Below are 12,610 nucleotides of genomic sequence, written 5' to 3' on the forward strand. Positions count from 1 at the left end.
GTTCAGTCCTGGTCCAGCCGGACGGCCACGACCAGATCGTCGCCCACCCCGACGAGCCGCGCGGCGCGTTCGTGGAGGACGAAGGACGAGGGACTGGGGCTGAAGGTCCAGTCCTTCTTGTACGAAGCGAGATTGACGGCGCCGAGTTGCGTGCCGTCCGAGCTGAAGACGTGGGCGCCATGGATGACGGGCGGGATGCGGAGCGCGGGGAACTGATTCCTGGGCTGCTCCTCCCAGCGCAGATTCCCGTCGGACGCATCCAGGCCCACGAGCCCGCCCTGGAACTCCGCCACGTACACCACGCCGTCCTTCACCGCCGGTGTGCCGTACGCACGGGCGTCCGCGGTGACGATGCTGTCGCGCCCCTTGCCGAACCGCCAGGCGACGGAGCCGTCGGAGAGACGCAGAGCCAGGGCCTCGTTGGCGCCGAAGTAGACGTGCCGACCGTCCACCGCGAGCTCGCCCGGGAGGAGAACACTCGTGTCCGTCTCGTTCCTGGCCACGGTCGCCTTCCACAGCTCCGCACCTGTACGGACATCCCTGGCGCTGACTTCGAGGGCGTTACCGGTGGCGGCCTTCCTGCACAGTACGAGCCGGCTGCCGCTGCGGGCGGAGACGATGGTCTCCTCAAGCACGCCGATCCGGTACGAACGCAGGGGCGTGCTCCACAGTTCCTTGCCCGTATTCAGGCTCACGGCCATCACGTGCCAGCTCTTCTCCTGCACCGGGCCGGGGTCGCCGGGCGCTCCCTTCCGGGCGGCGAGATAGAGCGTGCCGTCGGCGACGTCCAGCAAGTGGGCCTGCTGGACGGGCTTGTCGAACTTCCCGAACGCGGCGAGCGGCGTTGTGCGGCCATTGGTGACGTTCACGGTGTGCGGGGACAGCTGGTGGCCGTGCGAACCGCCGGGGAGCAGCGCGTAGATCCGGGCTTCGTCCGAGTGAAGCTGCCAGGCCTGCTTGAGGTCCTTGTTGAGCCACCGCTGCTTTCCGCTCGTGGCGTCCAGGCTCAGGAGCCCCTCGTCGGTAGGCAGTACGACGCTGTCGCCCACTGCCATCGGAGGGACCCTCGTCACCTCGCTCTTGATCGTCCGGCGCCAGGCCTCGCGTGGGTCGATGGTCCGCGGGGGTGGCGTGCTGGACGGGGTGTCCGGGGCTGTGGGGCTTGTGTCCGGGGCGTCGTTGCTGAGCCAGGTCCAGGCGCCGAAGGCTGCGGTGGCTGTGCCGAGGATCGAGCCCCCACCGATGGTGAGGAGTTTGCGGCGGGTCATGCCGGGGCTTGTCGGTGAGGGGACCGTGGCTGCGTATGGATCGCTCCCCGGGGTGGGGAGGCGATGGGGCTGGTACAGCCAGACGTCTGACGCCCGGCGGACGATCTCCGTGAGGAGGGTCTCGGGGAGATGGTCGGCGAATTGGCCCTGGCCGTCGTGGAGTTGGGCGGCAAGTTCCAACGTGGTGGGGCGGTGGGTCGGGTCCTTGGAGAGGCAGCGGGTCAGGATCGGGACCAGGGCATCGGGGGCACCCGTCAGATCAGGATCTGCGTAGCGGACGCGGTAGAGGAGGTCGGCGGGCCGGCCGGTGCCGAAGGGGCCGTGGCCCGTGGCGGCGTACGTCAGGACGCCTGCGAGGGCGAAGAGGTCTCCGGCGGGGGTGTGTTCCTGGCCGGTGGCCTGCTCCGGTGACATGAAGGCGGGGGTGCCGGCCGCTGCTCCCGTACGGGTCAGGCGGTCGTCGCCTGCAGCTCTGGCGATGCCGAAGTCGATGATTTTGGGGCCGTACGCCGTGACCATCACGTTGGAGGGCTTGAGATCGCGGTGCACGACGTCGGAGGAATGCAGCTGAGCAAGGGCTGCGGCGAGGGCTGCGCCCAGTGCTCGGACCGAGGCTTCAGGGAGTGGTCCGGCGATGGAGACGGCGTCGTCGAGGGGCGGGCCGAGGACGTACTCCGTTGCCAGCCAGGGGGTTTCGGCGAGTGGGTCCGCGTCGACGACCGTTGCGCCGTGGTGCCCGCCGATGATCCGGGCGGCGTCGGTCTCGAGGCGAAAGCGGGTACGCGAGGCCGGATCCGATGCGATGCCCGCGTGCATCGTCTTCAGTGCGACGGTGCGGCCGCCGTGAGAGCGGGCCAGGTAGACGGTTCCCATACCGCCGCTGCCCAGGCGGGCGATCAGACGGTACGCGGCGATCGCGAAGGGATCATGGTGCGTCAATGGGGAGAGCACTGGTCAGATCCCGGGAAGCCGGTCATGCGCAGCAGCACATTGCGGCAGGGCTGTGCGCAGTCGTCCCATGTGTGAATCCCCCTAGGTGTCCCCAACAGCATCAGGAGCTTACTCAGCGGCCAGACAGACGTTTGGCCGGGTTGCCTCCGCTCGGAAGGAGTTGTGGATCACCTTGCTGCCCGGGCGGGCTCGGCAGGGAGGGTAGACGTACTCAATTGCATACGTAATCAAGGGCGGTGGCGCGAGTGGTGCGGCTGAGCACCCGAATAAGTGCGGGTGCTCAGGGAAGCTGGTGATCCATACTCATCCGGGCCCGTGTCCTGAGCGGCAGGGTTGGTACGAGATCCCCCACGTGCGGGTGGCATGCCCGCGGAATGAGGTGCGCACCGATGACTCAGCCGCCGTATCAGGGTCCTCAGGACTGGCCCGGGCAGTATGGGCAACCGGGACCGCAGGATGCGCGGCCGGGGGTGCCGCCGGTTCCGCCTCCGCCGCCTCCGCCGCCGGCGCAGGCTCCGCAGTATCCGCCGAACCAGCCTGCGCAGTACGGCGCGCCCTACGGTCCGTACGGTCAGCAGCCTTCGCCGTACGGGACTTATCCGCCTCCTCCGCCCGCCCCATCCGGTGGCCGTAAGACCCCTTTGATCGTCGCTGCGGCAGTCGTGGCCGTCGCCGTCGTCGGTGGTGTCGTCTGGTTTGCCACGTCGGGCGGAGGCGACGACGACAAGCCTTCGGCCAACGGGAGTTCACAGGCCGGCGCGAGCCCGTCCGTCAGCGTGCCGGAGAGCGAGGACCCGGCGGTCGAGCCCAGCGCGACCCCGAGTGAGGAAGAGTCCGACATCGGTGCCAAGCCGACCGGGACCGGCATGGAGGGTATGTGGAGGTCCGACTCCGGCGGCGGGGTCCTCGGGCTGAAGGAGAGCGTGGACACCGAGAAGCCGGACAAGGTCTCGGTCATCCTGGTCTCCGGCGGACTGCAGTGCCGGGGTATCCGGAAGGTCGAGGAGCCCGAGAAGAAGTACCAGATCGCCTTGCTCTGCGAGCGGGACGGCAAGCCCGTCAAGAACGAGGACCGTGCCGGGGACCTCACGTACGGCGGCGGGGACTCGGTCAGCGTCAGCTGGTTCAAGGGCAAGAGCGGTACAGAGACGTTCACGCGTTACGGCGACTGGCCCAAGAGCTGAGATCGCATGAGCGGCGGGTGGATGGCACACGCAAGAGCGTCCGCGCCCCGAAGGTTGAGGGGGAGCTCTCTGGTCGCGCCGTAACAGCCCTGCGCATCACACAGGCCAGGTCGGACGAGGGCGGGGTGTACGTCCCGGGCGTCGGCGATCGGCCGGGCACGGCCATTCCGGTGTACGACCTGACGGCCACCGCGGACGAGGACTCCTGCTGACGCGCGCGCCCGCGCACGGGTGAGAGTGCAGGACGCGCATGCCCGAGCCCGCGCCCGCGCCTGCGGCCGCGGCGCCGGTCCGGTCCGGTCAGGTCCAGCCGGGTTCGATTCGGTCCGGTCCGGTCCGGTCCGGTCCGAGCGATGAGTTTCGCCGGCCCTGGCGGTCTACCTCGGTGAGGCAGTCGCCCCGACCGGCAAAGGAGAACCCTCATGCAGAAGATCACGACCTTCCTGTGGTTCGACAACCAGGCTGAGGAAGCCGCGCAGCACTACACGTCGATCTTTGACGACTCCCGCGTGACCGACGTACAGCGGTACGGAGAAGCCGGACCGGGCGAGCCGGGAACAGCCATGATCGTCAACTTCGAGCTCGCGGGACAGAAGTTCATCGCGCTCAACGGCGGCCCGCAGTTCACCTTCAACGAAGCCATCTCGCTCTACGTGGACTGCGCGTCGCAGGAAGAGGTGGACGCGCTGTGGGCGAAGCTCAGCGCCGGTGGGGAGGAAGGGCCGTGCGGCTGGCTCAAGGACAAGTTCGGACTGTCGTGGCAGATCATTCCGAAGGCGCTGACCGAGCTGCTGAGCGACCCTGATCCGGTCAAGTCCCAGCAGGTCATGAAGGCCATGCTCGGGATGAAGAAGATCGACGTCCAGGGGCTGAAGGACGCGTACGGGCAGTGAACGGGCGCGAGGGGCGCCCAGGCTCTCGCCGAGCGACTGCCCCGGGCCGCGCATGTCCGGGGTGATGCCTTCCGCCGCATGATGGTCTCCGGCCGCGCGGACATGGTGTCCGGGGCGCGGGTGGAGGCCGTCGCGCAACTGCGGTTGAGGTACCGGCTGTCGGCGATGACGGTCGACACGTACGCCGCCGACGGCTGGACCTCGGTGCTGCAGGATGTCGTCATCGGCAAGGAGCTGGGCTCGTACATCGATCTCGTGCGCACCCGTCCGCTGTACGTCGTCGTCCTCGCCCCGGACCAACGGGCCGTCGCTGCCCGGGAGTCGGGCCGTGTCAAGAGCGGTTACGGGGCGGGCTGGACCGGCGAGGCTCTGGACCGGGTGCTGCGGGAGGAGACGCCCCGTCTCGGGCTCTGGCTGGACTCGTCCGAGCGGACGCCGGAGGAGACGGTGGACGCGATCCTGGCGGGGCTGGACCGGGCGCGCGTCCCGGGGTGACGTCGGACGGTGGCGCTCCACATGTCAGCCACAGGCGGCGGGAGCGGCGCGCGGGCGCTGACGCGCAGACATGACGGCGGTCGCCCTGCGCCATGGGGGCACCCGGCGTCGGCGTACTCGGAGGCCGTGACCGGAATCGAACCGGCGTAACTCGCTTTGCAGGTTTGTCTGCGCTGATCAGGGCATAATTCCGGACGCGTTCGCGGGCGTTCAATCCCGCGCAGGCGCCGTGATCACTGAGGCAGAGTGAACGGGTCCGGACGGCCGCGTACGGGGATGAACGAGACGGAAACTGAGACGGGCGCGGCCTACTCCAGGAAGCCGAGCGCACTGTCCGGCCGGCAGTACGGGCACGCCTTCACCCGCTGGCGATCGCGGACGCGACTGCCAAGCGGGTGACACGGCCGCTGCACTTCCCGGCTCGGCAGAGTTTCCTCTGGTGAGATACCGACAGATCTCCGAATAACTCACCGAAAAGAGTCGACTCGTGGCTAAGCACATCCTTGAGCCGGAGGCGCAGGAGTTCGCGGACGCGACTGCCAACCCGCCCTTCCTGTACGAACTCGGTCCGGAGGGTGCCCGCAAGGTGCTCGACGACGTTCAGGCCGCGCCGGTCGCTAAGGTCGAGGTCGGCGAAGACAAGTGGTTCACGGTGCCGGCCGAGGTGGGCGACGTCCGAGTCCGCCTCATCAAGCCGCTGGGAGCCGCGGGCCCCCTGCCCGTCATCCTGTACATCCACGGAGGCGGGTGGGTCCTCGGCAACTCGGGCACCCACGACCGGCTCATCCGCGAACTGTGCGACGGCGCCAAGGCCGCGATCGCCTTCGTCGAGTACGACCGCTCGCCCGAGGCCCACTACCCCGTGGCGATCGAGCAGGCGTACGCGACCGCGCAGTGGATCACCGAGAACGGGGCGAGCGAAGGCCTCGACGCCAGCCGCATGTCGGTGGCCGGCGACTCGGTCGGAGGGAACATGACGGCCGCCGTGGCGATCATGGCCAAGCAGCGGGGTGACGTGAGCTTCGTGCACCAGTCGATGTACTACCCAGTCACGGACGCCGCCCAGGACACCGCAAGCTATCAGGAGTTCGCCGACGGCCCGTTCCTCACAGCCAGGGCCATGGCGTGGTTCTGGGACTCCTACATCCCCGACCACGAGCAGCGCAACGAGATCACAGCCTCACCGCTGCGCGCCAAGCTGGACGAGCTTCGCGACCTGCCCCCGGCCCTCGTGATCGTCGACGAAAACGACGTCCTCCGCGACGAGGGCGAGGCCTACGCTGCCAAGCTCACCCAGGCCGGCGTTCCGACCACGAGTGTTCGCTACAACGGCATCATCCACGACTTCATGATGCTCAACCCGGTCCGCTCCACCAAGGCCACAACGGCAGCCATCGAACAAGCCATCCATGTCCTGCGAAAAGCACTCGGCACCCTCTGACCCATACCCTCGGCCAAGCACTGCCGAGAAAGCCGACACCTTCTCAGTAGGGCCTCGGTCTGCACCAAGCCTCCATAGCCCCGGCGGGGGACCACACTCAGCACGCCCCGTTCGTACAGCGATCTGACGCTAGGTGACGCTGACCGGAGGCCGGAGAAGCGAAGTGGCTCACCATCCGCAAGGCATTTGTGGCACCCCCTTGAGGGTGCCGCCCTGCTGTTGTGCCTGGTGAAGGCAGTGGAGGCCGTGACCGGAATCGAACCGGCGTAACTCGCTTTGCAGGCGAGTCCCTCAACCACTCGGGCACACGGCCGTGTGACTCCAATGCCTCGACCGTAGGCGGGGCGGTGGCACGGCTCAAGGGCCCCGCGCGGGCTGCAACGCGACTGCCATACCGCGTTCATGGTCGTACGACCAACGGACGAGCGGAGTCCCGTCCAGCGACAGGGGCCATCCCGCTCCACGCCCCTTACTCTGAGGCCCATGACCGCCCTGGAACCCAGTGACGCCGAGGTCACGCCGCCGCCCACGGACAGAGCCGAAGCCCCCGCCGCCCCGGACGACGACCGGGGCGGCGTTCTCGGCAGATCGCATCGCGCGCTCAGTGTCGGCATCGTCTCCGTCGTCGTGCTGATCGCCTTCGAGGCGACCGCCGTCGGCACCGCGATGCCGGTCGCGGCGCGGGAGCTGCACGGCATCCCGCTCTACGCCTTCGCCTTCTCCGCGTACTTCACCACCAGCCTCTTCGCGATGGTGCTCTCGGGGCAGTGGGCCGACCGCGACGGGCCGCTGCGGCCGCTCTCCACCGGGATAGCGGCCTTCGGCGCGGGGCTGCTGCTGTCCGGGACCGCGAGTGCGATGTGGCTGTTCATCGTCGGGCGGGCGGTCCAGGGGCTCGGCGGCGGGCTGGTGATCGTCGCGCTGTACGTGGTCGTCAGCCGCGCCTACTCGGAACGGCTGCGGCCGTCGATCATGGCCGCGTTCGCCGCGAGCTGGGTGGTCCCCTCGGTCGTGGGCCCGCTCGCCTCCGGGACCGTCACCGAACACCTCGGCTGGCGCTGGGTGTTCATCGGCATCCCGGTACTCGTCGTCTTCCCGCTGGCGCTCGCGCTGCCCGCGATCCGGCGGATGGCGTCCGGGCCCGCCGATCCCTCCGCGCCGCCGCAGCCCTTCGACGGACGGCGGATCCGGCTGGCGCTGGGCATCTCGGTGGGTGCCGGACTGCTGCAGTACGCAGGCCAGGATTTGAGGTGGCTCTCGCTGCTCCCGGCTGCGGCAGGCGCGGCGCTGCTGGTGCCGGCGGTGCTCGGGCTGCTGCCGCGCGGGACGCACCGGGCGGTGCGCGGGCTGCCGTCCGTCGTGCTGCTGCGGGGTGTCGCGGCCGGGTCCTTCATTGCGGCGGAATCCTTCGTACCGCTGATGCTGGTCGCTGAGCGCGGGCTGTCGCCGACCATGGCCGGGTTGTCGCTGGCGGTCGGCGGGGTGACCTGGGCCCTGGGCTCGTACGTACAGGCCCGGCCGCGTCTCGAGCCGCACCGGGAGCGGCTGATGGTGCTGGGCATGGTGCTGGTCGCGGCGGCGATCGCGACCGCGCCGAGCGTGCTGATCGCCTCGGTTCCGGTGTGGATCGTCGGGGTCGCGTGGGGGGTCGGCTGCCTCGGCATGGGCATGGTGCTCGCTTCGACGAGCGTGCTGCTGCTGAAGCTGTCGGCGCCGGACGAGGCGGGCGCGAACTCGGCGGCGCTGCAGATCTCGGACGGGCTGTCGAGCGTCCTGCTGCTGGCGGCGGGCGGCGCGGCGTTCGCGGCGATCGGCGGGGGAGCGGTGGGGACCGCGCACGTTGCGGTGGGGGCTTCGGGCTCGCACCCGGGGGCGTTCGCGGCGGTGTTCCTGCCGATGGCGGCGGTGGCGCTGGTGGGGGCGTGGGTCGGGACGAGGTGCGATGTGAGCTGAGTCGCACCCTGGGCGGACCCGGCCTCGTTTGGCCGGGCCCGCCCGTCGCTCCCCGGTAGGGTGGCCCGGTTGTCGTATCTGATCCCGTGCTGCCGAGAGCCTTGAACCGGAGACCGTGACTACTACCGCCTCCCACCACCTCTCACCCGCCTTCCCCGGGCGTGCGCCCTGGGGTACCGCCAACAAGCTGCGTGCCTGGCAGCAGGGCGCCATGGAGCGCTATCTCCAGGAGCAGCCACGGGACTTCCTCGCCGTCGCCACCCCCGGCGCCGGCAAGACCACCTTCGCGCTCACCCTCGCCTCCTGGCTGCTGCACCACCACGTCGTGCAGCAAGTGACCGTCGTCGCCCCCACCGAGCACCTCAAGAAGCAGTGGGCGGCCGCGGCGGCGCGGGTAGGGATCAAGCTGGACCCGGAGTACAGCGCCGGGCCGCTGAGCAAGGAGTACCAGGGGGTGGCGGTGACGTACGCCGGTGTCGGCGTACGGCCCATGCTGCACCGCAACCGCTGTGAGCAGCGCAAGACCCTCGTCATCCTCGACGAGATCCACCACGCCGGTGACTCCAAGTCCTGGGGCGAGGCGTGCCTGGAGGCGTTCGATCCCGCGACCCGGCGGCTCGCGCTGACCGGTACGCCCTTCAGGTCCGACACCAATCCCATTCCCTTTGTGCAGTACGAGGAGGGGAACGACGGGATTCGGCGGTCCGCCGCGGACTACACGTACGGCTATGGCAATGCGCTGGGCGACGGCGTCGTCCGCCCCGTGATCTTTCTGAGCTACAGCGGCAATATGCGCTGGCGCACCAAGGCCGGTGACGAGATCGCCGCTCGCCTCGGCGAGCCGATGACCAAGGACGCCATCTCCCAGGCCTGGCGCACCGCGCTCGACCCGCGCGGCGACTGGATGCCGAATGTGCTCCGGGCTGCCGACAAGCGGCTGACGGAAGTCAGGAAGGGCATCCCGGACGCCGGCGGTCTCGTCATCGCCTCCGACCAGGACTCGGCTCGTGCGTACGCCAAGCTGATCCGCGAGATCACCGGCACCAAGGCCACCATCGTCCTCTCCGACGAAGCCGCCTCCTCCCAGCGGATCGAGGAGTTCAGCGAGAACGAGGACCGCTGGATGGTCGCGGTCCGCATGGTGTCCGAGGGCGTCGACGTGCCGCGCCTCGCGGTGGGGGTGTACGCCACCACCATCTCGACGCCGCTCTTCTTCGCGCAGGCCGTGGGGCGTTTTGTGCGGTCCCGGCGGCGCGGCGAGACCGCGTCCGTCTTCCTGCCGACCATCCCGAACCTCCTCGGCTTCGCAGGCGAGATGGAGGTCGAGCGCGACCACGTGCTCGACAAGCCGAAGAAGGACGGCGACGAGGACCCGTACGCCGAGTCCGAGAAGGAGATGGCGGAGGCCGAGAAGCAGCAGGACGAGGACACCGGGGAGCAGGACATGCTCCCCTTCGAGGCCCTCGAGTCCGACGCGGTCTTCGACCGCGTGCTGTACGACGGCGCCGAGTTCGGCATGCAGGCGCACCCGGGAAGCGAGGAGGAGCAGGACTACCTCGGCATCCCCGGGCTCCTCGAACCCGACCAGGTGCAGCTGCTCCTCCAGAAGCGCCAGGCACGGCAGATCGCGCACAGCCGCAAGAAGCCCGACGACGAGGCCGACCTGCTGGAACTGCCCGCCGAGCGGCGGCCCGTGGTCTCCCACAAGGAGCTCCTCGAACTGCGCAAGCAGCTGAACACGATGGTCGGCGCGTACGTCCACCAGAGCGGAAAGCCGCACGGCGTCATTCATACGGAGCTGCGGCGGGTGTGCGGCGGGCCGCCGAGCGCGGAGGCGACGGCCGGGCAGATCCGGGAGCGGATCAAGAAGGTGCAGGAGTGGGCCACGCGTATGCGGTGAGCCGGTGGGCGGCCGGTGGGCTCGTGGGTCGGTGACCTCGTGGGTCGGTGAGCCGGCGGGTCGATGGGCCGGCGGGTCGATGGGCCGGTACGCGGTGTCGCGTGTACGGATGTCGAACAGGGCCCGGTGCACGAGTGTGCCCGTGCCCCGCTCATCCCGCGGGACAAGGGAGCGGCGCCCGGATTCTGGACGAGGTCTTCCGCTGAGCGAACCTGGTCGCTACTGTCCCCGCATTGCATACGCCCCGTGGCAGCGCCGCCGCGGAGCGCAGCCGGTGTGCCTGTCCTGCCGGCGGCCTCTGGGGTGCGTCGCCATGGGACCGGTGTCGCAGTTTCCGTCGAGGACCGCCGTCACTCACTCCGAAGGAGAGGGCGTCGTGACCGCGGAAACCTCCCAGACGCTCGACAGAGGACTACGTGTCCTCAAGCTGCTCGCCGACACCGACCACGGGCTGACCGTCACCGAGTTGTCCACCAAACTCGGCGTCAACCGCACCGTCGTCTACCGTCTGCTCGCCACCCTGGAGCAGCATGCCCTCGTCCGCCGCGACTTGGGCGGCCGCGCCAGGGTGGGTCTCGGCGTGCTGCGCCTGGGCCGCCAGGTGCACCCGCTGGTGCGGGAGGCCGCGATGCCGGCCCTGCGCTCGCTCGCGGAGGACATAGGGGCCACGGCTCATCTCACCCTCGTCGACGGCGCGGAGGCCCTTGCGGTCGCCGTCGTCGAGCCGACCTGGACGGACTACCACGTCGCCTACCGGGCGGGCTTCCGCCATCCGCTGGACCGGGGCGCGGCGGGCAAGGCGATCCTCGCGGCCCGGCAGAGCAAGTCGAACGAGCCCGGGTACACGCTCACCCACGGCGAACTGGAGGCGGGCGCGAGTGGTGCGGCCGCGGCGCTGGTGGGGGTGACGGGGATAGAGGGCAGCGTGGGCGTGGTGATGCTGGCGGACTCGGTGCCGGAGAGGGTGGGGCCGAGGGTGGTGGACGCGGCGCGCGAGGTGGCGGACGCGTTGCGCTGACGCGGGTCCCTTTGCGGGGTGCGCGCTGGGGTGGCCCGGGGTGCGGGTTGCTTACGGGGTGCGCGCTGGGTCGCCCCGGGGTGCGGGTTCCCTCGCGGGGTGCGGCTGTGGTGCGCGGGTTTGCCCGGGGTGCGGGTTCCCTTGCGGGGTGCGACATCGGGCGTGCCCGGTCTTGCGCGGTGGCCGCCGCTCCGGGGCTCGTATCCGGGACTGCGCTGCATCCGATATGCGGCTCCGCCGCGTGGCACCGCGCTTCGCGCGAGCTGCGACGCTGAAGTTCCCGGACACGACCCCTGCGCGTCCCCTGTACCGGTGAACGTTTCCACGCACCCGGCAGGAGCGGCGCCCCGGCCGGGGTGCGGCTGTGGTGCGCGGGTTGCCCGGGGCGCGGGTCCCTTACGGGGTGCGACACCGGTGCCCGGTCTTGCGCGGTGGCCGCCCGGGTCCGCTCCGGGGCTCGTATCCGGGACTGCGCTGCATCCGATATGCGGCTCCGCCGCGTGGTCACCGCGCTTCGCGCGAGCTGCGACGCTTTACGCCCCGGACACGACCCCTGCGCGCCCCCTGAACCGGTGAACGTTCCCACGCACCCGGCAGGAGCCGCGCCCTGCGGCGGCCCCGCGCCCCCACTCCGGCGGCAGATAGATTGACACCGTGCTCTCCAGTCTCACGCGCCCCCGCGCCATCGCCCTCTGCGCCCTCCCCGTCGTCGCGCTCTTCGCCGTCGCCGGGCTCGCGCCGCTGCCGTATGCCGTGGCGGAGCCCGGGATGACCGCGAACGTGCTCGGCAAGGACCAGGGCAAGCCGGTCATCACCGTCTCCGGCGCGCCCACACGTAAGACCGAAGGTGCGCTGCGGATGACGACGATCGTGGCGACCGGGCCGTCCGCCGAGGTCGGCCTCGGCGATGTCGTCGACGCATGGTTCAGCACGAACCGCGCGGTCCTGCCGCACGACTCCGTCTATCCGTCCGGCAAGTCCGACGAGGAGATCGCCCGGCACAATGTCGAGGACATGGAGAAGTCGCAGGACGTCGCCACCCAGGCGGCGCTCTCCTACCTCCACAAGGACCCGTCGAAGGTGAAGGTCAAGCTCCATCTCGCCGATGTCGGCGGGCCCAGTGCCGGGCTGCTCTTCTCGCTCGGCATCGTTGACAAGCTCGCCGGCGACGGCGCGGGCGGCGATCTCACCGGTGGCCGCAATATCGCCGGTACGGGCACGATCACCGCCGACGGCAAGGTCGGCGCGGTCGGCGGAGTTTCGCTGAAGACTCAGGCCGCCAAGCGCGACGGGGCGAGCGTCTTCCTCGTTCCCAAGGACGAGTGCACCGACGCGAAGGCCGAACTGCCCGGCGGGCTGCGGCTGATCCCCGTCACGACGCTGAAGGGCGCGGTGGACTCCCTTCGGGCGCTGGAGAAGGGCGGGAAGGTTCCGAGCTGCTGAGGTCCGCGACCAGACCCTTGCAGCCTGGGGCCCGGCGGCCCTGGAGCCGGCGACCTTGAGGCCG

9 protein-coding genes, 1 tRNA gene and 1 pseudogene are annotated in these 12,610 nt (G+C 70.1%); 9 read left to right on the forward strand and 2 right to left on the reverse strand.

Translation table 11 applies throughout. The annotated features are described in order from the left end of the window. Nucleotides 1-2: 2 nt before the first annotated feature. Nucleotides 3-2,207, reverse strand: coding sequence for a PQQ-binding-like beta-propeller repeat protein (locus tag ACFYXH_RS27085; protein WP_389567985.1), 2,205 nt, complete (start codon nt 2,205-2,207; stop codon nt 3-5). 653 nt (nt 2,208-2,860) lie between these two features. On the opposite strand from ACFYXH_RS27085, the gene ACFYXH_RS27090 reads away from it, so the two are divergent. The 5 genes and pseudogenes from ACFYXH_RS27090 (at nt 2,861) to ACFYXH_RS27110 (ending at nt 6,232) form a co-directional block, all read left to right on the forward strand. Next, nucleotides 2,861-3,403, forward strand: coding sequence for a hypothetical protein (locus tag ACFYXH_RS27090; RefSeq protein WP_389567987.1), 543 nt, complete (start codon nt 2,861-2,863; stop codon nt 3,401-3,403). 17 nt (nt 3,404-3,420) lie between these two features. Further along, entirely contained in the window at nt 3,421-3,615 is a 195-nt protein-coding gene (locus tag ACFYXH_RS27095; protein ID WP_389567989.1) for a hypothetical protein, read from the forward strand. A 210-nt stretch (nt 3,616-3,825) separates the two neighbouring features. Continuing rightward, on the forward strand, nt 3,826-4,296 hold the full coding sequence (locus ACFYXH_RS27100) for a VOC family protein (RefSeq protein ID WP_389567991.1): 471 nt from the start codon (nt 3,826-3,828) through the stop codon (nt 4,294-4,296). 15 nt (nt 4,297-4,311) lie between these two features. After that, nucleotides 4,312-4,791: pseudogene (locus ACFYXH_RS27105) on the forward strand (phosphotransferase); the annotation flags it as partial. 487 nt (nt 4,792-5,278) lie between these two features. After that, entirely contained in the window at nt 5,279-6,232 is a 954-nt protein-coding gene (locus ACFYXH_RS27110; RefSeq protein WP_389567994.1) for an alpha/beta hydrolase, read from the forward strand. Nucleotides 6,233-6,470: 238 nt separating this feature from the next. On the opposite strand, the gene ACFYXH_RS27115 is transcribed toward ACFYXH_RS27110, so the two are convergent. Next, nucleotides 6,471-6,545: transfer RNA gene (locus ACFYXH_RS27115), tRNA-Cys, on the reverse strand. Between the two features lie 170 nt (nt 6,546-6,715). Between ACFYXH_RS27115 and ACFYXH_RS27120 the strand changes: the two genes are divergently transcribed. From ACFYXH_RS27120 to ACFYXH_RS27135, 4 genes are all read left to right on the forward strand, one after another. Further along, a complete protein-coding gene (locus ACFYXH_RS27120) occupies nt 6,716-8,185 on the forward strand; it encodes an MFS transporter (RefSeq protein WP_389567997.1) in 1,470 nt (489 codons plus the stop codon). A 115-nt stretch (nt 8,186-8,300) separates the two neighbouring features. Continuing rightward, a complete protein-coding gene (locus ACFYXH_RS27125) occupies nt 8,301-10,085 on the forward strand; it encodes a DEAD/DEAH box helicase (protein WP_327323879.1) in 1,785 nt (594 codons plus the stop codon). Nucleotides 10,086-10,461: 376 nt separating this feature from the next. Further along, nucleotides 10,462-11,103, forward strand: coding sequence for a helix-turn-helix domain-containing protein (locus tag ACFYXH_RS27130; protein WP_362687300.1), 642 nt, complete (start codon nt 10,462-10,464; stop codon nt 11,101-11,103). 654 nt (nt 11,104-11,757) lie between these two features. Next, nucleotides 11,758-12,546, forward strand: coding sequence for a S16 family serine protease (locus tag ACFYXH_RS27135; protein ID WP_389568001.1), 789 nt, complete (start codon nt 11,758-11,760; stop codon nt 12,544-12,546). Nucleotides 12,547-12,610 lie beyond the last annotated feature (64 nt).

The organism is Streptomyces sp. NPDC002730, from assembly GCF_042888805.1.
Classification (GTDB): domain Bacteria; phylum Actinomycetota; class Actinomycetes; order Streptomycetales; family Streptomycetaceae; genus Streptomyces.